Origin of the sequence: Corynebacterium pseudokroppenstedtii (genome assembly GCF_019754945.1) — a bacterium.
In the GTDB taxonomy this organism is placed as follows: Bacteria; Actinomycetota; Actinomycetes; order Mycobacteriales; family Mycobacteriaceae; genus Corynebacterium; species Corynebacterium pseudokroppenstedtii.
Genome location: NZ_JAEUWU010000002.1, coordinates 419,577 through 442,692, shown reverse-complemented (window position 1 = coordinate 442,692; position 23,116 = coordinate 419,577). Strand labels below are relative to the sequence as shown.

Genomic DNA, 23,116 nt, shown 5'->3' with positions numbered 1-23,116 from the left:
AGCCCGCCGACGCACAGCTCCCATGTCCACCCTGTGAGGTAAGGTAGAGCGCATGAGTGATGACAGCGGAAATACCGGGGGCAATGACCTTTTCGATCGCGTCAGCCCGATCGACATCCAAGAAGAAATGCAATCGAGCTACATCGATTACGCCATGAGCGTCATCGTTGGACGTGCTCTCCCCGAGGTTCGCGACGGCATGAAACCCGTCCACCGCCGCATCATCTACGCGATGTACGACAACGGCTATCGCCCGGAGCGCAGCTACGTCAAGTCCGCCCGACCCGTCGCAGACACGATGGGTCACTTCCACCCCCACGGCGATAGAGCCATTTATGACACGTTGGTCCGCATGGCCCAGCCGTGGTCCATGCGCTATCCGCTGGTCGATGGCCAGGGTAACTTCGGCTCCCGCGGCAACGACGGCCCCGCCGCCATGCGTTATACAGAGTGCCGCCTCACACCGTTGGCCATGGAGATGGTTCGCGATATCCGCGAAAACACCGTCGACTTTGAACCCAACTATGACGGCAAAACACTAGAGCCGACGATTCTCCCGTCGCGTGTTCCCAACCTGCTGATGAACGGTTCCGGCGGTATTGCCGTCGGCATGGCGACGAATATTCCGCCGCACAATCTCACCGAGCTGGCCCAGGCGATTTTCTGGTGCCTCGACCATTACGACGCGGACGAGGCCACCACGCTCGAAGCCGTCATGGAACGGGTGAAGGGCCCCGACTTCCCCACGGCCGGGCTCATCGTCGGTGATAAGGGTATTAAGGACGCCTACACCACCGGCCGCGGCTCCATCAAAATGCGCGGCGTGACCTCCATTGAGGAAGAGCGCGGGCGCACCATTATCGTCATCACCGAGCTTCCGTACCAGGTAAACCCCGATAACCTTGTCTCCAGCATTGCTGAGCAAGTGCGCGACGGGAAGATCGCCGGCATCTCCAAGATCGACGACGAATCCTCCGACCGCGTCGGCATGCGCATCGTCGTCACACTGAAACGCGACGCCGTGCCGCGCGTTGTGCTCAACAACCTCTACAAGCATTCCCAACTGCAGACCAGCTTCGGCGCGAACATGCTGTCTATTGTCGACGGCGTCCCCCGCACTCTCCGCCTGGACCAGCTGCTGCGTCTGTACGTCGATCACCAAATCGACGTCATCGTCCGACGCACCCAGCACCGCCTGGATGAGGCCGAAAAGCGCGCCCACATCCTGCGCGGATTGGTCAAAGCGCTGGATATGCTCGACGAGGTCATCGCGCTGATTCGCGCGTCCCAGACCCCGGAGATCGCACGAACCGGACTGATGGATCTCCTGGATATCGACGAACTCCAAGCCGACGCCATTCTGCGGATGCGGCTGCGCCAACTCGCGGCCCTCGAGCGGCAGAAGATTATCGACGAGTTGAAGGAACTCGAACTCACCATCGCCGACCTCAAGGACATCCTGGCCCGGCCGGAGCGCCAACGGCAGATTGTGCGCGATGAGCTTGAGGAGATCGTCAACAACTACGGTGATGAGCGCCGCACGAAGATCATCGCAGCTACCGGCGATGTCACTGAAGAAGATCTCATCGCGCGGGAGAACGTCGTCGCCACCATTACCTCAACCGGGTACGCCAAGCGCACCAAGGTAGATCTCTACCGCAACCAGAAGCGTGGCGGGAAGGGTGTCCGCGGGGCTGAACTCAAGCAGGACGACGTCGTCCGACACTTCTTCGTCACCTCGACGCACGATTGGATTTTGTTCTTCACCAACTTCGGGCGCGTGTATCGCCTCAAGGCCTACGAGTTGCCCGAGGCGTCCCGGACCGCGCGCGGGCAGCACGTCGCTAACCTTCTGGAGTTCCAGCCTGGCGAGCACATCGCCCAGGTGATCCAGCTGCAGACCTACGAAGACGCGCCCTACCTGGTACTCGCCACCAAACAAGGCCGCGTGAAGAAGTCGAAGCTGACCGATTATGACTCGGTGCGGTCCGGTGGATTGATCGCCATCAACCTCAACGAGGGCGACTCACTGATCGGCGCACAGCTCTGTTCCGCCGACGATGACCTCCTGCTGGTTTCCGAAGAAGGCCAGGCTATGCGCTTTACTGCCGACGACGACACGTTGCGCCCGATGGGCCGCGCCACTGCCGGCGTCAAAGGCATGCGCTTCCGCGGCGAGGACGCGCTGCTGGCGCTGACTGTCGTCCGCGAGGATTCCTATCTCATGGTCGCCACGGCCGGCGGCTACGCCAAGCGCACGAAGATGGAAGAATACCCGACGAAGGGCCGTGGCGGACTCGGCGTCGCCACGTTCAAGTACAACAAGAAGCGCGGCAAGCTGATCGGCGCACTCGTCGTCGACCAAGATGACGAAATCTTCTGCATTACTACCGATGGTTCCGTCGTCCGGTCCAACGTGAAGGACATCCGGCCCAGCTCGCGGCAGACGATGGGCGTGCGGTTGGTCCACCTGGACAAGGGTTCTGAGCTGCTCGCCATCGACCGCAACGTCGAGGACGAAGGCGAGGAGCACGCGGCGAAGACTGCGGAGAAGGGGAACGCCCCCACCGATCCGGCCGAACCGGACCCGAACGGCCCCTCCTCCGACGCTAAGGATGGCAAGTAATGACGGGGCCGGGACCGCACGGGCTGACGCCCGAGGGAAACCAGGCTGGCCAGGCTGATCAGGATCTGGGCACGCGACACTGGACGGGCAACTTAGCCGACGACGCCACTGCCAGTCCGGCGTCCAACTCCCCCGGGATGCCTCAAGGAGAACGTGTTGTAGAGGTAACCCATATTGACCTCCACCGAGCTGCCCGGATCTCAGGCGCGGTCAGCGCGATCATTGCGCTTGTCTGGGTACTCGCTGCCCTCCTCATATTCGGTCTCCTAGCGGGAATGGGAGCATGGGGAAACATGAACGACGCCCTTAACGACGTCGCAGACACCTCAGTTCCAACAAGCATGGTGATTATTGCGATCATTGCGCTCGCTGTTTTTGAAGCCATCATCGGCACGCTGTTGGGCGTTGTTGCCGCAGCTATTTACAACGGATTGGCTCGGATGGGCGCTGTTGGTGGAGTGAGAGTGGTGGTACGGGACTAACGATCCGCGGTCCGTGCGATCGCGGGGCCGTGTGATCCGGGGCCTGTATGCGGTCACTCGGGCCACCACATCAATCGAGCGGGCAGACTTTTATTCGATCTATTTACACTGTGACCTGCAGATTTGGTAAACCCCATTTTCCTGGGTAAAGTTCTGCACGGTTCATGGGCCTATAGCTCAGGCGGTTAGAGCACTTCGCTGATAACGAAGGGGTCGGAGGTTCAAGTCCTCCTAGGCCCACCACGAAAACCACTTCGGTGGGGTTCGGGTGGTGAAAACCACAGGGGGCGTTAGCTCAATTGGTAGAGCACTTGCTTTGCAAGCAAGAGGTCACGAGTTCGATTCTCGTACGCTCCACAGGAAATCCCTGGTTACACTTCGGTGGCCAGGGATTTTGTCGTATCACAGGTCAGGGCGGATTCGGGTTAAACGACACAAGTGTGTCTGCTCGTCGGCGTGGGTTTCGTCGCAGAAAATGAATGGTACTGCGACTTGGTGTCCATTTAGCCTTGTGAGGTGAGGTAGGCACCTCACCTGACCCTCTCCTAGACCATGCGGTATGCTCTGTACCCGTGAGCGCACAAGTAACCTTCAACCGAATTATTAACTGAGCGTCTGGCTACCCTTTACCAGACGCTCCCCCGGCCTGCGGAAAACAACCGCACCGGGGATTTTTGCTATTCAGACCCGCTAACAGAGGACCGCGGCCTACATCCAGGTTTCACCGGCCCAGTTGGCGTCGGAAAGGAAAATCGAAAACCCTCGCCTGTGACCACCGGAAACCCCGAGGGCCAGGCACGATCATCACGGAGCAACCCATGCCCCAGAACACATCCGTATCCAGCGGGGACGAACCCGCCTCTGCTGCTAACTCCCCAGCAAACAAGCCAGCGAAACGAGCTACCTTCGGCGGCCGGTCCATGTTTATCTTCGCCGCAATCGGTTCCGCCATCGGGCTCGGCAACATCTGGCGATTCCCCTACATTTCCTACGACAACGGCGGAGGGGCCTTCCTTTTCCCCTACGTCATCGCTCTGCTGACCGCAGGGGTGCCGGTCCTGATTCTCGATTACGTCCTCGGCCACCGCTTTCGTGGTTCCGCACCGCTCGTGTGGCGTCGTATTTCCCGGAAAACCGAGGCCATTGGGTGGGTGCAGACCGGCATCACCTACATCATCGCCGTCTACTATTGCGTGATCCTCGCTTGGGCGGCCATGTACACCTGGTTTTCGTTGAAACTGGCATGGGGACAGGACCCGGAGAAGTTCTTTACCGGGGACTTCCTACACGCTGACACCACAAGCCTGACCAGTGCGAATGTGGTGTGGCCGATCGCGATCGTGCTAGCCCTGGTATGGGCAGCGATCACAGCGGTCATGGTACTGGGGGTTCGTAAAGGCACCGGGTTGCTCTCCTCGATCTTTGTCCCGCTGCTCATCATCATGTTCATCATTCTGGTCATTCGTGCACTGTTTTTGCCAGGTGCTGCTGAGGGGCTCGAGGCCTTCTTTACCCCGCAGTGGGGCGCTCTGCTTGATCCCCAAGTCTGGATTGCCGCCTATGGCCAGATCTTCTATTCCCTGGCGATCGCCTTCGGCATCATGATGACCCAGGCTTCCTACCTACAGAAACGAGCAAATCTTTCGGGACTGGGTGCTGTGGTCGGCCTATCCAATAGTGCCTTCGAGGTGCTAGCGGGTATCGGTGTGTTCGCAACCTTGGGTTTTATGGCTGTCACCCAGCATGTGGCCGTCGCCGACGTTGCCACCAACGGCATCGGCCTGGCTTTTATCGCCTTCCCGACGATCATCAACAACATGACCGGCGGCCCGATCTTCGGCATCCTGTTCTTCGGCTCCCTCTTTATCGCGGGCTTTACCTCGCTGGTCACCATCGTGGAAGTTGTTTTGTCCTCGGTGCAGGAAAAATTCGGACTCTCCCGACGTCGCGCTGCCGTTTATGTCTGTGTGGCCTGCGCGGTCCCGTCGCTCGTGTTTTTCCCAGTGTCGACGGGCCTTGCCATGCTGGATATCGTCGATAAGTTCGTGAACGTCATCGGTATTGTTGTCATCGCTGTGGTGGCGATCATTGTCATCGGCTGGGTGCTTCGACGCTTGCCGGAGCTGCGGCAACACGTCAACCAGATCAGCAGTCTGCAGCTTGGCCGATGGTGGGATTTCTGCCTTCTGGTGCTTACCCCGCTGGTTTTGGGGACGACGTTTGTGTTGGAGATCATCACGCTGGTTCGCGACGGATACGAAGGCTATCCGACGACAAAAGTGGCTATCTTTGGCTGGGGTTTGGCCGTGCTCTTCTACGGTGGTGCCCTCCTGATGTCGCGAGTTCCGTGGCCACGCGGAACGATTCTCGACGGCCCGCCGGTCAGCGATTATGGAGTGCCGCTGACCGGGAAGGGAGCGCCCTTCGGCCAGCATCTGGATAATCCCTATGAATCTATTCGCGACCGTGAGCGTCGGCTCGAAGTCGCTGGCCTGAAGGAGGCCTAAACATGGATGCTGTCACTATCATCGTCATGATCCTCTACTTGGCCCTGGTGTGGGGATTGTTGATCATTGCTGCGATTCACTTAACCAAGCACCCGGATGAGAACAGCGGAAAGTTGGGGACGACGGATCTCGACGACTTGCCGCAGTACACCAAGGTGTAGACGATCCCCGCGGGCTTGGTGTGGCCACTCCGGGAACCACCGCTCTAAAAACGCGTCAGTACTCCATGTCGAACAACACTCACGGAGTAGACAGGGGGTAAACGGCACGGATACAGAAGCGTGGCTTCGACTGGTGCAACTGATCATTGCCGGTGGCGGCCTGATTGCTGTTATCTTGACGCTGCAACAAAAGACAAACAGTGACAACCGCAGTGAATGGTCGAGACGATTCACCTGGGCGGTAGAGACCGTAGACAACGATAAAGCTACCGAACAGTGCCGAAGAGCGGCAGAAATTCAATTAGACTGCTTATCAGAAAGCCCGCTAGCCAGCCCATCGGAAAGCGAGCTAATAGTACTTTTCTATAGACAGAGGCCAAACGAGACCGATAATGTGAAAGAAGAGGACGGTGAAAACAATGACAACGTGGACTGATGGCACACCAGAAGCGCGCAATAAACGCAACCTTCAAAAAGCGATCAAAGGCGCTCAAAAGCTGGGAATGACCCCGCCTAGAGAGTTCTACATCGACGCCGGACTCACACCACCCAAAAAAGCCACCGACGAGTTCCAGCAGCCCTCACTATGGAGGAAAATGATCAACTTCTGGCGACCCGTCTGGTAAATACACTCACCACCAACCCCGCCACCACGGCGGGGATTCCTTATCTCCACTCGCATGTATGCGCGCCCGACGGTGAATAGCTCATTGCTAAAATTGCACTGCCTTGCAGTCTCGTGTGGATCCTCAGGCAATTGATGTATTCGGCTAGAGACACTGATGCCATCAAAGATGGTTAAAAGCCAACGCTAAGTGACTCAGCCTTACGGATGCAGTCGAAACTTCTGAAACACACCTTCTACTACTCACTCACATGTCGTCCTACTATCTACCCGTATAAGGGTAACTTTCCTGAGTCTATAGGCATCTGCAATTGAACATGATGAACTATGTTCAGTGTTCTCAACATTTTCGATATTCGTTTCCCTATGTAGGAGGAGTCCAGGTTCCGCCGTAGCATATTTACGGCTTGAGTGATGGGCGCCTACATGGCTATTGCACTCACATAGGTATGGCGGCAAGGGAAAGCTATTTTCCCTAACCCAAGGACAGGAGTTTAATTCGTGAGTTCAGCGACAAAACGAATTCTGGGCGTAGGCGTGGTCGGAATTCTCATGATTATTGTGGCTTTTGTAGGAGGTGTAATCATCGGCACAGATAACGCTACGACTGCATCTTCTGCCTTCTTAGACATGCTCTTTATCGGGGGTCTGGGCGCTATTTTCGGCGCTATCTTTGCCGGCATCTTTAAGAAGACTTCGGCACACGTTAAATCAGTGCTAGGTATTGTGGGGTTAGTTGTAGCGCTCTTTTGTCAGTCCAGTCATGGACCAGCAACGAGACTCGCCAGAGATCTTTGCTCCAGCGCTTCTGATGTATCCAGCTCTGAGTCTAGTGATCATGTGCGCCATACATCCGTTGATCAAATCTCGAAACGACCACTAGCCCGCTTGGCGCACAGAGTCGCATTCTGGTTTAACGCCCTGCAGGCTGGGCAGATGTGCCCTGTCCGCACGCCGAGCTCTACCCTCAACTGAGGATAGAGCCATCGCCTATCGGGTTTTATTTTGTTGCCCGCTTTAAGAGGTTGGGGGAGGCGGACTACTTAGCGGCGTTTTCTAACTCTGGCCGTAGCTCTTTGAGCAACCATTCGCGACTTAATGAACTCGGGACGTTAAGCCCCTGCACAAGAGCACTGTCCCCAACTTTCGTCGCCTTTTTCTTAACCTGGGTCAAATCGGTGTACCCGGGAATCTGTCGCATCTCCTCATCTGAACCAGACTGGGCGTAAATTGCCATGAAGTCTGCATTTAAAGCGCTGATGTTTTCACTTGCCACCATTGCACGCCCTGAGCTGTTTGACGGTAACTTCTGGACTGATTCAGGAACAGACATTCCCAAGTCATAGAAGAAAGCGTTGCCCGGTTCCTTCGGATCTGTCACGACGCCGAACTGATGACTATCCCCAACGAACTGAGCCACAATCCCAGTCTTTCCTTTCAAATCTGGGATAGCTTTTTTCATTTCCTCAAAGCGCTTGTGGTCGGCATCAACAATCTCTTTGGCTTTTGCTTCCTTACCGTAGAGCTTACCTAACTGCTTTAATTGTGATGCCCACCCTATTTCTCCACCCTGGGTACCGGTGGCACCTAGTGTCGGCGCAATATCCTTCAAAACCCCATAACTTTGTTCTGTGATTCGCCAGTAATCACCAACAATGAAATCCGGGTGTATAGCTGCAATCTTCTCGACAGGCAGCTCGCCATCATTTGTTGCATCGATGATTTCAACGCCCTCGAGCTTTTCTTTCTGCCATGGGCGTTCTTTGTCAGTAGGGGTGTGAATAATGGCCGTCGGTTTGATTCCTAGCGCGAGTAAGTTATCTACAGCCGTACCTGTCGCAACTACACGTTCAGGTTTCACTGGGTAGCTCGCTTCGCCCCACGAGTTCTTTAGTGTGATCTCGCCAGACTGTGTGGCTTCGGAGGACGAAGACTGACTTGTCTGGCTTTCGCGATTCGAAGCGTCACTACTGTCACTAGTGCAACCAACTAGCAGGAGCGAAGCGGAAGTAAGCACCGCGAGCCCAAAGGTATACTTCCGCTTATGCTTATTACATGACGGGAAACGTTGAACTTTCATCGTTCTCCTTGGAAAATTTCGGCCTACCACAAATACTCCATCGCCAGTGGCCAGTGACCGGGATTAACTAACGACATTTACATTAAGGCTAGGCTTAGCATAACAAAAAGTAAATACCTTTGGAGTAAGAAATCCGACGATCACTGACTGATGCGATCAAGTGATGAAACCCCCGAAATTCTCCGCTTGAAAACTTTAGATGAAACATGGGGCTACGGCACTTTACTTCACGCTGACTGGAGATAAACAACTGGCCAGCTACCCAATACTTGCCCTACGCATCTGCTAAAAATCCCAGTCTGATTCTTCTGTCGCTTCGGTTTTCCCAATCACATAGGAGGCCCCGGAGCCGCTGAAGAAATCGTGCGTTTCTGATGCCTCAGGCGTGAGTGCGGCCAAAATATCTGGTTCGGTCCGCTCAGCTTCATCTTCATACAGGGCTGGATAACCAAGGTTCATGAGAGCTTTGTTCGCGTTGTAATAGACAAAGGCCATAACACCCGCGAAGTTCGGACGCGAGGTGAATGAGGATTCTGCACTCTTGCGAGAATCATCGGGCGCAGCGATATCGCCATACAACTCACCTGAGTAAGTTTTCTCCAAATTTAGAAGCTCGTCCACCAGAGAATACGTAAACTCTTGGAGCTCATTTTTCCTCTCAGGATGGGCATCGAGCCCCCGCTGAAATTTATATCCGGAATAATAACCGTGAACAGCTTTATCACGAAGAATAAGACGAATCATGTCAGCGGTGTTCATGAGTTTAGCTCGACAACTCAACCACAATGGCAAATAAAAACCGGCGTATAAGAGCAGTGAACTCAGCAGTGTGGCTGCTACTTTCCGCTTTAAAGGATCCCGGCCATAGTAGTGTTTCATCACCGTAGTGGCACGCTGCTGGAGCACACTGTTGCGCGTTGCCCACCTATAGGCTTCCGTGATCTCCGGAGTACTGCACAACGTGCTAAAAACACTGCTATAACTCCTGGCATGTACGGACTGCATGAACGCAATGTTTGTATATACCGCCTGCTCATGCTCGGTTCTGCCATCCGGTATCTGACTCACTTCACCCACCGTCGCCTGAACAGTGTCAAGCAACGTTAATCCGGTGAAAACTTTCACGGTGAGTTGGCGCAGATCTTCAGGTAGCGAATTCCAACTGGAAATATCATTGGACAGAGGCACCTTTTCAGGAAGCCAAAAGTTTCCCGTCAATCGCTGCCACACTTCCAAGTCCTTCGGATCTTGTAAGCGATTCCAATTCACCGGCCGCAATGGCTTTTCGGCACACCTGGGCCATTCAGCCGGGGTTATCGAATCATCGATATAGGACAAACCATTTTCCTCTCTAAAGGGTTTCTATTTCGTTCACGCGTTTCCAGAACTCCGTCAATCCATTCCGGACTTTTTCAACATCACGACTCGTCCCTAATAACTCGAATCGATAGAGCTCCGGAACCTGGCATTTCGACGCAATTACGGGGCCTGCACAACAAAATGCGGCCCCAAAATTCGTGTTCCCGCTGGTTATTACTCCGCGTAACAGGTGTCGGTTCTGTTCGTCGTTGAGAAAGCGAATAACCTGACGCGGAACCGCTCGAGCGATATCCCCTCCCCCATACGTTGGAGTGATAAGCACATACGGTTCCGACACATGAAGCTCGGGAGCTTTCAATCTCATCGGGATTCGGACCGCGGGTAGGTGGAGTTTATCCACGAAACGCGCAGTGTTGCCCGAGGCAGATGAAAAGTAGACAAGGTGGGTTCCAGGCGCACTAGATGAACTCGGCATAGTTCTCCCACGTGGAGGCGGATAGATCTGAAGGGGGCTCGTTCGCCCCTCATCATTCAATGGGTTGAACTTTATCATTCATCATGATGAAATAACAGCCTCAACGACGAACTCACGCGCGGGGACTCGCTCGCGGACCAGCGCATAAGGAGCAACCTCAGCGCCTTCGGCGCTACAGCGTGGGGTTTCGTCGGCAAGCCCCTACCGAGGGCGCGAGTGTTTTCTGTTGAAAGGACGCATGATGGCAACACTGACCGATCCCATGAAGGAAATGATCAGCCAGCAACTTCCGTTTTTGGCGACGGTGACTGACGCTGAAACCCTTCGGCCTAATCTCGGCCCGAAGCGGTCGTTACGCGTGTGGGACGACCACACTTTGGTGTACAACGAGAACACCGGCCGTCAGCATTATGAAAACCTGCGCGAGGGCTCACTTGCCGCCGTCGCGGTGGTGGACTGGGCTGAACTCGATGGGTACAGGTTTATCGGTCCGGCAGAAATCCACCGCACCGGCCCGGTGTGGGATGCGTGCCTTGCTTATGCGGAGGCTCACGGTTACGCCCCACCCAAGGCAGGTGTTTTAATCCATGTTCAGCAGATCTATACGTTAATGATCGGCGCGCATGCCGGGGAACTCATTGATAGCGATGACCCCGACTGTCGCATTTAAATGACCCAGTTCAATGGCCCTGTCGATTGGGAGTGCCCCCTCTCCCCCTCATGAACCTCCCAACCGCCGAGTCTGAGGTTGGCAACGCAGGTTACCGAATCCGAGGTTACGGAATCATCCAGCTCAACACAGTTGCCTGCAACCCGTTGATGATACATAGGGCGATCAGAAGTCCGACGCTCCAGAGAACCACCTTCCGGAGAATCTCGGACTCACGTCCAACCAAGCCGACCGCCGTCGCCACAATGGTCAGATTCTGGGGGCTGACCAGCTTACCGACGACACCACCGGACGTATTCGATGCAACCATGAGAGCAGGATCCACATTCGCTTTGACAGCAGCCGTCTGTTGTAGCGTCGAGAATAATGCGTTTGCACTGGTGTCGGAACCGGTCACCGCAGTGCCCAGCCAGCCGAGAATCGGGGCGAAGAACGCGAAGGCCGCACCCACGCCGGCAATCCATGTACCCATCGTGATCGTCTGACCGGACTGGTTCATGACATACGCCAAGGCAACCACGGAAGCAACTGTCAAAATGGAGAATTTCATCTTCACCAAATTCTCCCAATAAGCCTGGCCCAAAACCTTCAAAGACACCCGGTACACAGCGGCAACAATAAACCCCGAGATGATCAGTAGAGTTCCTGGCGACGAGAGCCACGTGAATTCAAAGATGGTTGCGCCCGACACCTTGCCGCCGGCGGTCAGAATGTGGCCGTCTGAACCTGGCCAGTGAATCGTGACGTCTGTGCTCTTCAGGAAGTGTTTCACCGGATCGCATAGCTCGGCCAGGGAGAAGACCACAAGAACGAGGAGATACGGGAAGAGCGCCATGAACGTCCGGCCGGGGGTGAGCTCACGCTCCTCTGTTTCCTGCGCAACCGTCTCTGCACCAGCGATGTCTTGAGTACCAGCTTCCTGGTCCTCCTTTTGCCGTTCCACGAACAATCGCTCGCGGGCTTCTTCCGTGCCCTTCGGCTTCCACACGCGCAGCATGATCACGGTGGCAGCGACACCCATCAGAGCTGCCGCAATATCAGTCAGTTCCACCGAGATGTAGTTAGAGAACACGAACTTGGTGAGGGAGAATACGAGGCCAATAACGAACGCGATCGGCCAGCACTCTTTCAAACCACGCTTTCCGTCCACCAAAATGCACAGGAAGAGTGGGATAAAGACGGACAAAATAGGGGTCTGTCGGCCGACGATGGCACCGATGTGCTGGTAATCAATACCCGACAACGCACCAGCGGTAATGATCGGCGTTGCCACAGCACCGAAGGCAACCGGAGCAGTGTTAGCCACCATGACCGACACCGCAGCGCGCATACGGGAGAATCCGATGGTCAGGAGCATGACGCCGGTGATGGCCAGGGGCGCACCGAATCCGGCCAACGCTTCCAACATGCCGCCGAAGCAGAAGGCGATAAGAATTGCCTGCACGCGTGGATCGTCGGAAAGTCGATCGATGAGGGCTCGTAAGTCCTGGAAGCGGCCCGAGCGAACCGTGATCTCATAGAACCAGATCGCCGCGATGACGATCCACATGATCGGGAAGATGCCGAACACCGCGCCCTGGGTGGCGGCAAGGCCCGCAAGGTGGGCGGGCATTCCATAGGCTGCGATAGCAATGACGAAGGAGACGGCCAAGGCGGTCAGGCCCGCCCAATGGGCCTTCCACCGCAGTACTCCGAGTGTGACAAAGATTGTGGCCAAGGGGAGGAAAGCTACCAACGCGGAGACAAATAGATTATCTGCCAGCGGAGCCAAATCGGGCTGATAGGTGGAACTCATGACACTGGTTATTCTCACTTTTCAGGGGCATCACTGGGGGATGCCGAGGGACAAACTACGCATCACCCAGACTGCTTCTCACACACCAGCAGAAAATAGTGATGTACAACACATACGTGGTGAAACCACCGTGTTAGTCACATCTTCTACGATCACCCTAAACGGGACAAAATTCGTGATGATGCTACAACTAAAAACCACGGGAAACCGCATGTAGACGTCAGACAGGCCCCGATTTTTACCCCCAAACGGGAACCTAAAGACGCAAACGGTTCACCGTGGCGTCAATCATATTCACTAGCGGCCAGGCGCCCGGCGCGACCAACCGCACCCGTGGCGACGCTGGAGGCTAGCCCTCACACTGGTGAAGGGCTAGTGGGAGAACTAGCCTTCCCGCTGCGAGTTACACAGTTGCATCGTCGCGCGACGAGTCCACACGGTTAAACCGAGTGAGCTGCGTGACGTGATGAGGGCCTAGCTCCTCAATGCTCGTGACCTGCAACAACTTCATGGTCCGCTCGATCTGCGACCGCAAGATTTCGATGGTCCGGTCCACACCGGCACGGCCACCAGCCATCAAGCCGTACAGGTAAGCACGTCCAATCAGGGTAAAGTCTGCACCCAGGGCCAACGCGGCGACGATATCGGCACCGTTCATGATGCCGGTGTCCACCATGATCTCCACGTCCTTGCCGACTTCGCGGGCAACCTCGGGGAGCAGCAAGAATGGCACCGGAGCGCGGTCGAGCTGGCGTCCACCGTGGTTGGACAACACAATGGCGTCGACGCCAAGATCGGCGAGCTTCTTGGAGTCCTCAAGGTTCTGAACGCCCTTGACGGCGAGCTTGCCGGGCCACATCTCACGAATCGTCTTCAGGTCGTCGAAGCTGATCGTGGGGTCCATGGCGTTGTTGAGCAGTTCGCCCACGGTGCCGCCGGTCGAGCTCAGGGAGGCGAACTCCAGCGGAGGCGTCGTTAAGAAGTCGATCCACCACCAGGGGCGCGGGATCGCGTCGACGACGGTCTTCACCGTCAACTGCGGCGGAATGGAAAAACCGTGGCGGACATCGCGCATCCGGTTGCCGGCCACCGGTGTATCGACGGTGAAGAACAAGGTGTCGAAGCCGGCTTGTGCTGCGCGTTCAACCAGTCCATAGGAGATTTCGCGCTTGCGCATCACGTACAGCTGGAACCAGTTACGTCCCGTCGGGTTGGTGGCCTTCACGTCTTCAATCGAAGTGGTGCCCAGCGTCGACAAGCAGAATGGAATGCCCGCTGCACCGGCTGCACCTGCACCCGCGACCTCACCTTCAGTCTGCATGAGGCGAGTGAACCCCGTCGGAGCGATGCCAAATGGCAGGGAGGATGGCCCACCTAGGATCGACGTGCTCATATCGATCTCGGAAGCATCCTTGAGGATGGACGGGTGGAATTCCACGTCCTCAAATGCCTTGCGAGCACGGGCGATAGAAATCTCCCCTTCTGCAGCACCATCCGTGTAATCGAACGCCGATGCCGGAGTGCGACGCTTTGCAATCTTCCGCAAGTCATAAATCGTCAAAGCGTTTTCCAACCGACGCTTCTTCAAATTCAGCTCGGGCTTCTTGAAGTGCAGATATTCCCTAATTTCTTTCGGATTCGGGAACTGACGCTGAACCACGGGGACTCCTATTCACAGGACGTAAATATAGACATGCACAAGGCTCGCTAACCTGGTCCCGATGTCGTCGCAACAGAAGCCCACGACAAGTGGGTCAGGCTCACGAGATTGCGCTAACTACATTGAGCCTAAACAATTGGCGAAAGCATTAACAGTGGGTGTAACCATGAGGGGGTAGGCTAACTGTATTAATAGCAGACGTCACACCAAGTGTTGCCATAATTACTTAACAAGCCTGCTTATTGGGGGTCGTGGGCTTGCGAGCCGAGCGGGCGCCATGCCCACCAGCCCATCACCCCCGCGCACAACACAACACCGAGAACAAGCACCACGACAGCTGTCCACCCAGCCGTCGAATAAAACGAAATCGGTGCTACTCCGCCAAACGCACCACCAACGTAGTAGCCCGTCAGATACAAGCCGACCCCAGTCGACCGAGCGCCCGTGGCCAACCTCCCCACCATCAGCGTTCCGGCGGCCTGACCAGCGAACACACCGACGCAGGACAACGCAAGGCCAACAATCATCGTAGGAATCGTCGGAACTAGAGTGAGAACAAGACCTCCAACGCTCACGCTTTGCGACGCAACAAAGGCCCAGCGAGGACCCCATCTATCCATCAACGCCCCGAACCGAGGCGTCGTCACTGTTGGAATAAGAAATACAACAAAAATTAGGCCAATAGTGCTGGTAGAAAGACTGAACGGTGGACACTCCAATGCCAAGGATGCAAAAGTGAACGACGCAACCTGCTGGAACAACAACGCGAAACCCACCAAGACCGTCATGACAATGCGAGGCTTCCGTAGTAACCGGCCAGCATTAACAAAGAATCCACCGACGCCGCGATCAACCGTCCGGATGAATTGTCGCTCCGGCGGGAGGCCCCAGTACGTCACAGCCAGTGTCACAGCCAAAATAACGGCATTACCCAGGAACGACAACCGCCAGCTTCCAGTCCAATCGGAGAGGATAGCGGCGACCATCCGACCCAAAAAACCACCCAATGCAGTGCCCGCGACATATAAAGCATTCAGAGTGGAGGCCGTCGAGGGTTCATATTCTTCCCCGATATAGGCCACGACGACGGCGAAGACGAACGGACAACACATACCCTGAGCACAACGAAACGCCAAAAGAGCCGGATAGGACCACGACGTCAACGCCGCCGCGGTCAGAACTGCCATCGTGGCCACTGCGACCACTATCACCCGCCGACGGCCAACCCGATCAGATAACATCCCTGCAAAAGGAGCCGTTATGGCAACGCCCGCCGTCGTTGTACTGATCGTCCAGGCTGCATCGGTGGTCGGGATATGCGCCCACGCGGCGATGTCACCCAGGATCGGCTGCGTTGAATAAAGATTGAGAAGTGCGGTCATCCCTAATAAAACAACCGCACTTTTGGTGACGAACGACACGTGGGTGCGTGGAGCACCGCTGACAGGTGCGGAATCGGCACCACCATCCGGAGTAGTGACCATATGACCTCCGCACGGCTATTGACGACCTACATGCACCACTTACAGCCTAATAGACCAGGGAACCAAGAACCCGAAAAGAATCCAGTTACTCTTATCCTGTTGCTATGCGCTTCACCAGTTATGCATTACGAGCTCGACTATTTCTCTTTTACTTTATTCTCTTTTCTTGCCATGAAATTAAAAATGAGTCCATCAGCCCCGCAACAAATGTTCTACGTTTAGGCGGTGCCCCCAATTCCCCCGATCTTTTTATCCACGTCAACAATCTCGATTGACTTCAGGGCCGAGTGATAATTCGTTTTTAATAACTCTAAATATGCTGTTCAAGGCGATTTTTACGCACATCTCATACAAACTCAAGATCGCATCATTCTCCGCTTCCTACCTAAATAAAAGCAGCAGATGTTTTAAACTACCTTTTTTCTTCACAGACAAATATCACACTCACATTCATTTCACAGAAACGCCGTTTATGGCGTATCCTCATTCATTAGCTGCGAGAGAAACTCCAGCTTCCGACATCGCCAGATTTACATAATCTGCACATCATATTTTTTGGGGGGAAAGTGCGCCGTCTACTTCGCGCATCTATTGCCGCATTATCAATCACACTTGCTGCTGTTGGCATGCCCATGGCAGCCAATGAAGCTCACGCCGTTGAGCACCCAACGTACTCGCATCATCCATGGCCTGACGCCTCGAAGGACTTCAAAACCAAGGGCGTCTTTACCACTCCGAACCAACGCACTATCACCGTTCACCAGGGAGCTACTATTCGTTCCGGTAGCGGCGGGACCTGCAGTATCACGTTGATCGGAGACCGCACCGGATACACAGCAGAGCACTGCTCTCACGGTCGATGGACTCGTGGCACTGAGATTTTCGACCAATCCAATCACCGCATCGGGCGGGTAGCGGCGATGAGCCGTGGCCTCGATGCTGTCAAAATTAACCTTGATCCCGCCGTCCGCGTCGACGGGCGCTGGGAAAAACGTGACTACAACTCACTCAACGTGGGAGAACCTGTTCACGTCCTCGGACTCGGCCAGCGTTTCAATGAGTCTCGCGTGACCGACCACCCCCTCATGGGATGGAACGGTCGCCCGAACACTGTGGCTCTCGTTTCACCACTTAACTCAAAGCCCGGCACGTCGGGTGGAGCGATGGTCGACCGGTACAACCGCGTCATCGGAATTAACGTCGGCTACCTGGAGAACTACACCGGGAAATATGGTGCCTATATCCCGTGGAACGTAGTCGATTCAGAACTGCGATAAACACCCGTGCTAGGTGCACCCCAACTCCTGCGGTGCACCGATGCACCACCCAATCTGCACCGGTTTCACGTGAAACAACCGACTAGGTTACAGTCCATCCTGAAAAATCGTATCTTTTGCCTGAATAGAATCAATCGGCTCGTCGACAAACTCACCAGTGCACGTGCCATTCAACGCGGCAAGTACCGTGGCTGAAACCTCAGACTGCAAAGATTCTATCGAGTGGTGAAAACCGCCATTGATTAGTGGCGACGGAGACGCCACCGGCTTCATCCTGCATTGACCGCCATCCAACCGGCCATCCGCCCACTCGTGTTCACCGCGAATAGCGTAATACTCCGTCGGACCAGGAGTATCGTCCCCAGCATTCAACCGGTTCATATACTCCGAGCCTGGACACAAATCCTTCGCAGTACCACCCTGCACACACGCTCCCGGACTCCCATATTGAGGCGACCCGATTGCGATATACCGAGCGATATCCGAGGTCCCTCCCTGGTGCTTCAGATACTCACGGGCACTAATTCCCCCCGCGCTGTGCCCGACCAGCGAGATCTCTGCATCGGGATTGTCCTCACGGACGCGATGAACTTCGTCGGCAATGAGATGAGCATCAGCAACAACATCGGTCCCTTTGAGGTCAAGAATGCGAGTATCGTACCCGCCGGCCTCGAGGTTCGACTTCATCTTGCCGTACGGCAGCGTACCCACCGACTGACCAGGAAGAATAAAGATAATCGGGCGCGAACTTGCACCATGGACATCGCCCGTCGCGGGAAGGGCGTTCACCGCATCCCCCGCATAAGCGGCTGGCGCGACAACCACACCGCACACTCCAGCACACGAGATTCCAGCAGCCGCAACCGCAGCTTTCATTGTTTTAGGTAGCATGGGCTGAAATTACCAAGGATTATTAATTATCTCAACCTAACCTAGTAAGTCAGTTGGCTTCTATCACTGCAGAGCCCAGGGTGACGACATACACTAGCCACTAAACAACAATTGTGGAGGACGTCATGAACACACTTCGGCTCCTATACCCAGATTTTGTTAGTGGTGGACTAGACACTTATTACTTTGGTGCCGAGCTACTGAAGCATTTACTTCCAAAGAATGACAATCAGCCTTGGAAGAAAGTACCCATCGACCCTCCCTCTCACGGCCAGCAGTTACCCACAAAGAACGGCATTTACGGGCTCGAGACCCTGACACAAGGAATTCACTCAGCCCAATCAATCCTGGAAGAAGATCACCCGGACCGGGTTATCACCGTTGGCGGGAGCTGCCTAGTCTCTGTCGCTCCCTTCGATTACCTTCATGGCCTTTACGACGATGTCGGAATCATCTGGATCGACGCTCATCCTGACGTATCCTCGCCGGCTGATGACTATCCCTATGCTCATGCGATGGCATTATCGACTCTTCTCGCTGATGATTCTGTTCCGCTGAGCGCAGAACTTCGGAATAAACCGTTTCCCGGTGATCACATCTTGTACGTCGGTCTGCAAGATATCTTCGATTACCAACGCACATTGCTAGAGAACTACAAGGTGCCCTATACGGTTCAGAGTGGCCGATTTTTGCCCACACAAACTATTTCCGACTTTGCCCGCCAGTTTGACCACCTTGCTGTTCACTTCGACATCGACGTTCTTAACCCACGGAATTTCCATTCCACCTACTTCGCGAACCCCGACCTCACGGGTGACGGTTCCGGCGGCGGCTCGATGACCATGGATCAGCTCCAGGCCATTCTGACGGCCATCGACTCCGCAGGTTCAATAGATGGGCTCACCATCGCCGAATACTTACCGTTTGACGAGGAGCGTCTTCACACGACACTCCAATCACTGTCCATATTCCAGTGATTCCATCGTCCACAGAGCACACATCGCTTCCGAGAGCGCCCAACAGTCGTATTCGTGACTCATTTCCCGCGCGGAATGCATCGAGAGCAGCGGGATGCCGACGTCGACCGTGACCATTCCCAGCCGAGTCGCCGTGATCGGGCCGATTGTCGATCCGCATGGCATAGCGTTATGTGAAACAAACGCTTGATGGCGGATACCCGCGGCCTCACAGGCGCGCTGCCAAATGGCCTCACCCACGGCGTCGGAAACGTAACGCTGGTTAGCATTAATCTTGACCATCGGCCCGCGACCCATCATTGGACGAGTGTCCGGATCATGACGCTCCGCATAATTCGGGTGTACAGAATGCCCGGCATCCGACGATATACACACGGAGCGAGCCATCATTCGCGCCTCGTCGTCGGGGCCATAGCCCAAAGCGACGGCCGTCCGATGCAACACATCCTCGAGGAAGGGGCCTGCCGCACCCGATCGCGTTCCAGACCCGACCTCTTCATGGTCATTCGCGACGAAGACCAGAATGTCGTCGCCGGGAATCGCGTCGGTATCTAAGTGCCGCAAAACGTGAAATCCTGCGAATACCGATGACAAATTATCCTGGCGGCCCGACGCAATGAACTGCGACTGAGCACCAAACTTTGCCGCCTTCTGCGTCGGAACTAATTTGAGATCCCAGCCAAAGATCTCGCGTTTACTCGACAACCCAGCGGACTCCGCGATGACGTCCATAATGTCGGCGCTATCGTCGTCGACCGTCCATATGGGGTGAATATGCTTCTGGGGGTTGAGCTCTAGGCCTTCATTGACCTTGCGGTCTAAATGGATAGCCAACTGCGGGACACGCGCGATCGGTTTCGTCCGAACCAGATGAACGGCGCCATGTTCGTCGACAACTCGCCCGGCTACACACAGCTCACGGTCGAGCCACGAATTTAATAACGCCCCACCGTAGACCTCAACGGCTAACTGCCCCCAGCCGTCGGACGTTGTGGACTGTGGCGTCGGTTTGAGGGCGAGTGCCGGGGAATCAGTGTGAGCACCGATGATGCGATAAGCGGTGTGACGACCGCCGTCGTTTTTGTTCTTCGGGCTGTGCTTTCCGACGCTTTCGCGTTCCGCAGTGCTAGCCGACGTAGTCTGCGGCGGAATGACATAAGCGATCATCGCACCGTCACGAACGACGTAATGTCCGCCAGGTCTAACATCCCACGGGTCGGTTTCCTTCTGAGGGTGGAATCCCGCCTGACGGAGTTCGTCGGCCATCACCGCCACCGCGTGGTAGCTCGTCGGCGATTGATCCATGAAATTCATGTAGGCGTCGATGTACTGGTCTGAGTGGGATGAAGACATATGACGATCATAAGCCCGGGGGTGACGACGCGCGCTAAACGCGTAGGTTCATCTGTGCAGCCGAGGTTGACCTCCCCGTTTAGTGCGATGTCACAACTTGGCGGTTTTTTGGCTAGTCTTAGAGCCTATGTCTGAACTTTCCGATATTTTGACGAAGGATGGTACTCGGGAGCCCGTGGTCTCTGACCTGGCGGAATCCACCGAGAACTCCATCAACAACCTTTCCGGGCTGTCCGGTAAAGCGATTAAGACGGCATTCAGCGGCGCCGTCAAAGCCCGGCCCAATCTGGTCAAAGACATGACTGATCGTCTTTTGCCTCACCTTGCTGATCGTCTGAACCCCTACTGGCAGGCCTACCAAAATGGCAAGCCGGAAGGTGGCTTTGGTAAGTACCTCGAGACGCGATCGGATGAAGTCACGAAGGATTTAGCGGACCTAAGTGATGAGCGCATGGAAAGCATTAATAACTCAGGTGCTCAGAAAATCTACAAAACCTTCCGCGGGAAGCTTGAAGGGATCGTCGAGAAGGGCCTCCCCGACCTCGGTGAGATTATTGAGAAGCACGCTTCTTAAGACTGTTTTCCGCTTCGGTTCATAACCGACGTTGCTAAAGCTGGCGTTGATAAAATGGGCACCGTGTGGGGGCTAGGGTCTCTATAGACGTCACAGTGTTTATAAGCGCCGGAAAATTTAAAACCCAGCCGTTTCCGTTCTGGATCGGCTGGGTTATTTTTTATGTAGTTATTTCTGTGGAGCGCGATTGAGTCGGCAGACTCACCGGACTCGGCGATGTTTCACGTGAAACATTTGCTTCTACTCAGCTCGGTGGGAGGACGTGACAACCATGAGTACCGACGTTGGCTGCGTCGGCCGGCCGGGACGCCGGGAATGATGGGGCATCAGTGAGGACCCGACGCCCACAACGTGTTAAGCCTGAGACTTCTCCGTTTCCTTTGTAGCGAGATAATCCTCATACGTTTGCCGACCTCGGACTACCCACACGACACTCATTAATGCCGTCCAGGCGACACCTACGACCAGAGCTAGCCGTGTATCGTCCGAGAACATCATCATGATAATCGTGATAACGACCATGGCGAGAGCGAAGTACTGACCCCACGGCCACAGCGGAACTGGGTAGGTCAAGTCTTTATTGGATGGTGCTTGGTCCCCCGTCCGGCTGGCGAGGTGGGCCAATAAAATCATGAGCCACACAAAGACGGTCGCGAAGGTTGCCAGAGCAGCGATCACGAGGAACACGCGCTCAGGGATCAAGAAGTTGATGAACACACCTATGACTAGAACTCCGAGCATTACCGTCGTCGTAAAGATCGGCACGCCCTTGGCCGATGTCCGGGCAAATGACCGTGGAGCCAATCCTTCGGCTGCCATTCCGTGAACAACACGGCCTGCGCCGAAGAGATCTGAGTTAATGGCAGACAATGCTGCGGTGATAACCACAACGTTGAGCAACGCCGCAGCCCAATTCACACCTAGATCGTTAAAGATTTGTACGAACGGTGAGGACTCGCCATTGATCGAGGACCACGGGTTAATGGTGACAATCACCGCGATGGCCAACACGTAAAACAGCAAAATACGTATCGGCACCGAGTGAATGGCCTTCGGAATTGTTTTTGCCGGATCCTCTGCGTCGCCAGCGGTTACTCCGATGATCTCTGAACCACCAAAGGCGAACATGACGACCACGAGGGCCATAGCCATTCCCCACGCCCCGTGAGGGAAAAACCCGCCATGCGACCACAAGTTGTGAACGCCGGAATCAGCATGGTTGCCTAAACCGAAGATTAGGATGATCGCACCACCGGCGATCATGGCTACCACGGCGGATACTTTGATGATGGTGAGGCCGAATTCTAACTCCCCGAAGAGCCGGGAACTCGTCACGTTGACAGCACCGACGATGAGTAAGGTCACCGCCACCCATACCCATTGAGGCGAGTCGGGGAACCAAAATCTCATATACGTTCCGATAGCGGTCAGGTCCGCAAGGCACACGATCACCATTTCAAACGCGTACATCCACCCTGTAATGTACCCTGACCACGGACCGAGGAAGATGCGGCAATATTCGGCGAAAGATCCTGACACAGGCATTCGCACTGCCATTTCACCTAGGGCGCGCAACATGAAATACACCACCGCGCCGCCCAGGAGATAAACCAAGAGCACGGCAGGTCCCGCGGACTGAATGGCATCAGCCGAACCATAAAACAGGCCTGTTCCAATGGCCGAACCTAGGGCGATGAAGTGAACGTGCCGAGCACTCAGTCCCCTTTTTAATCCTTTATCACCGGATGATGACGTTTCTATTTTTGCGTTACTGCCCATACATAAAAATCCTTTACCGTTACGCAGTAGACTTTCTTGAATTTCATCCAGCGAATGGACGATGTTTCACGTGAAACATTATTCCGTTTCCACACAAGAACTACGTGGTGGCAACCAGTAGTTCCTCGCTCCTCATAAGTTAACCACCTCGACGACGTTGAACTGACTAGAGGTCTCATATTGAGTTCTTGAACAGAAACGGTTCCCTGTACCCTCTCCCCGCCAATGTTTCACGTGAAACATTCGACGCCACCCCACCCCACCGAACCTCCCGAAACCACCCCGTAATTATTTCGTCACACTGACTTAAATACACCAAAGCGGCTGATCACTACAATCAGCCGCTTAAGGTCGATATTTTTGTTTCCGGAGCCGAGTCC

General features: G+C 55.1%; 19 protein-coding genes and 2 tRNA genes. 12 read left to right on the top strand and 9 right to left on the bottom strand.

Annotation, left to right across the window (positions count from 1 at the left end; translation table 11 throughout):
* Positions 1 to 52: 52 nt before the first annotated feature.
* The 8 genes from gyrA (at position 53) to JMN36_RS04915 (ending at position 7,376) form a co-directional block, all read left to right on the top strand.
* The gene (gyrA, locus tag JMN36_RS04950) at positions 53 to 2,626 is read left to right on the top strand and encodes a DNA gyrase subunit A (RefSeq protein ID WP_221923948.1); all 2,574 of its coding nucleotides are present in this window, start codon (positions 53 to 55) and stop codon (positions 2,624 to 2,626) included.
* On the top strand, positions 2,626 to 3,108 hold the full coding sequence (locus JMN36_RS04945) for a DUF3566 domain-containing protein (RefSeq protein ID WP_204087766.1): 483 nt from the start codon (positions 2,626 to 2,628) through the stop codon (positions 3,106 to 3,108). The genes gyrA and JMN36_RS04945 overlap by 1 nt, the downstream gene beginning before the upstream one ends.
* 166 nt (positions 3,109 to 3,274) lie before the next feature.
* Positions 3,275 to 3,351, top strand: a tRNA-Ile gene (locus JMN36_RS04940).
* A 41-nt stretch (positions 3,352 to 3,392) separates the two neighbouring features.
* Positions 3,393 to 3,465: transfer RNA gene (locus JMN36_RS04935), tRNA-Ala, on the top strand.
* A 461-nt stretch (positions 3,466 to 3,926) separates the two neighbouring features.
* Positions 3,927 to 5,615 carry a sodium-dependent transporter gene (locus tag JMN36_RS04930; RefSeq protein ID WP_221923947.1) on the top strand — a complete coding sequence of 563 codons (1,689 nt, stop codon included), beginning with the start codon at positions 3,927 to 3,929 and terminating at the stop codon, positions 5,613 to 5,615.
* A 2-nt stretch (positions 5,616 to 5,617) separates the two neighbouring features.
* Entirely contained in the window at positions 5,618 to 5,776 is a 159-nt protein-coding gene (locus tag JMN36_RS04925; RefSeq protein ID WP_012730707.1) for a methionine/alanine import family NSS transporter small subunit, read from the top strand.
* Between the two features lie 419 nt (positions 5,777 to 6,195).
* Positions 6,196 to 6,402 (top strand): hypothetical protein, encoded by a 207-nt coding sequence (locus JMN36_RS04920; protein ID WP_204087764.1) that lies wholly within the window; start codon positions 6,196 to 6,198, stop codon positions 6,400 to 6,402.
* 500 nt (positions 6,403 to 6,902) lie between these two features.
* Positions 6,903 to 7,376, top strand: coding sequence for a hypothetical protein (locus JMN36_RS04915; RefSeq protein ID WP_204087763.1), 474 nt, complete (start codon positions 6,903 to 6,905; stop codon positions 7,374 to 7,376).
* A gap of 64 nt (positions 7,377 to 7,440) precedes the next feature.
* Here JMN36_RS04915 and JMN36_RS04910 read toward each other — a convergent pair whose 3' ends face one another.
* From JMN36_RS04910 to nrdI, 3 genes are all read right to left on the bottom strand, one after another.
* A complete protein-coding gene (locus JMN36_RS04910; RefSeq protein ID WP_204087762.1) occupies positions 7,441 to 8,481 on the bottom strand; it encodes an ABC transporter substrate-binding protein in 1,041 nt (346 codons plus the stop codon).
* A gap of 285 nt (positions 8,482 to 8,766) precedes the next feature.
* Positions 8,767 to 9,819, bottom strand: a complete 1,053-nt coding sequence (nrdF, locus tag JMN36_RS04905; protein WP_204087761.1) for a class 1b ribonucleoside-diphosphate reductase subunit beta — start codon at positions 9,817 to 9,819, stop codon at positions 8,767 to 8,769.
* A 13-nt stretch (positions 9,820 to 9,832) separates the two neighbouring features.
* Positions 9,833 to 10,276, bottom strand: coding sequence for a class Ib ribonucleoside-diphosphate reductase assembly flavoprotein NrdI (gene nrdI, locus JMN36_RS04900; protein ID WP_204087760.1), 444 nt, complete (start codon positions 10,274 to 10,276; stop codon positions 9,833 to 9,835).
* Positions 10,277 to 10,517: 241 nt separating this feature from the next.
* Here nrdI and JMN36_RS04895 point away from each other — a divergent pair, with 241 nt between their 5' ends.
* Positions 10,518 to 10,946 carry a pyridoxamine 5'-phosphate oxidase family protein gene (locus tag JMN36_RS04895; RefSeq protein ID WP_204088824.1) on the top strand — a complete coding sequence of 143 codons (429 nt, stop codon included), beginning with the start codon at positions 10,518 to 10,520 and terminating at the stop codon, positions 10,944 to 10,946.
* Between the two features lie 106 nt (positions 10,947 to 11,052).
* On the opposite strand, the gene JMN36_RS04890 is transcribed toward JMN36_RS04895, so the two are convergent.
* The 3 genes from JMN36_RS04890 to JMN36_RS04880 form a co-directional block, all read right to left on the bottom strand.
* The gene (locus JMN36_RS04890; RefSeq protein ID WP_204087759.1) at positions 11,053 to 12,741 is read right to left on the bottom strand and encodes an L-lactate permease; all 1,689 of its coding nucleotides are present in this window, start codon (positions 12,739 to 12,741) and stop codon (positions 11,053 to 11,055) included.
* Positions 12,742 to 13,144: 403 nt separating this feature from the next.
* Positions 13,145 to 14,401 carry an alpha-hydroxy acid oxidase gene (locus JMN36_RS04885; RefSeq protein ID WP_204087758.1) on the bottom strand — a complete coding sequence of 419 codons (1,257 nt, stop codon included), beginning with the start codon at positions 14,399 to 14,401 and terminating at the stop codon, positions 13,145 to 13,147.
* Between the two features lie 239 nt (positions 14,402 to 14,640).
* On the bottom strand, positions 14,641 to 15,885 hold the full coding sequence (locus tag JMN36_RS04880) for an MFS transporter (RefSeq protein WP_204087757.1): 1,245 nt from the start codon (positions 15,883 to 15,885) through the stop codon (positions 14,641 to 14,643).
* A 566-nt stretch (positions 15,886 to 16,451) separates the two neighbouring features.
* Between JMN36_RS04880 and JMN36_RS04875 the strand changes: the two genes are divergently transcribed.
* Entirely contained in the window at positions 16,452 to 17,162 is a 711-nt protein-coding gene (locus tag JMN36_RS04875; protein ID WP_204087756.1) for a serine protease family protein, read from the top strand.
* 87 nt (positions 17,163 to 17,249) lie between these two features.
* Here the strand turns inward: JMN36_RS04875 and JMN36_RS04870 are convergent, their stop codons facing one another.
* The gene (locus tag JMN36_RS04870) at positions 17,250 to 18,053 is read right to left on the bottom strand and encodes an esterase/lipase family protein (RefSeq protein WP_204087755.1); all 804 of its coding nucleotides are present in this window, start codon (positions 18,051 to 18,053) and stop codon (positions 17,250 to 17,252) included.
* Between the two features lie 125 nt (positions 18,054 to 18,178).
* On the opposite strand from JMN36_RS04870, the gene JMN36_RS04865 reads away from it, so the two are divergent.
* Complete coding sequence (locus tag JMN36_RS04865) at positions 18,179 to 19,030, top strand: arginase family protein (RefSeq protein WP_204087754.1); 852 nt, start codon at positions 18,179 to 18,181, stop codon at positions 19,028 to 19,030.
* Here JMN36_RS04865 and JMN36_RS04860 read toward each other — a convergent pair.
* Positions 19,010 to 20,383 carry a M18 family aminopeptidase gene (locus tag JMN36_RS04860; protein WP_221923946.1) on the bottom strand — a complete coding sequence of 458 codons (1,374 nt, stop codon included), beginning with the start codon at positions 20,381 to 20,383 and terminating at the stop codon, positions 19,010 to 19,012. The genes JMN36_RS04865 and JMN36_RS04860 overlap by 21 nt on opposite strands.
* 127 nt (positions 20,384 to 20,510) lie before the next feature.
* Between JMN36_RS04860 and JMN36_RS04855 the strand changes: the two genes are divergently transcribed.
* Positions 20,511 to 20,957: a DUF6918 family protein gene (locus JMN36_RS04855; RefSeq protein ID WP_204087752.1), complete on the top strand. Its 447-nt coding sequence runs from the start codon at positions 20,511 to 20,513 to the stop codon at positions 20,955 to 20,957.
* A 354-nt stretch (positions 20,958 to 21,311) separates the two neighbouring features.
* On the opposite strand, the gene JMN36_RS04850 is transcribed toward JMN36_RS04855, so the two are convergent.
* Positions 21,312 to 22,736 carry an amino acid permease gene (locus tag JMN36_RS04850; protein ID WP_204087751.1) on the bottom strand — a complete coding sequence of 475 codons (1,425 nt, stop codon included), beginning with the start codon at positions 22,734 to 22,736 and terminating at the stop codon, positions 21,312 to 21,314.
* Between the last annotated feature and the right edge of the window lie 380 nt (positions 22,737 to 23,116).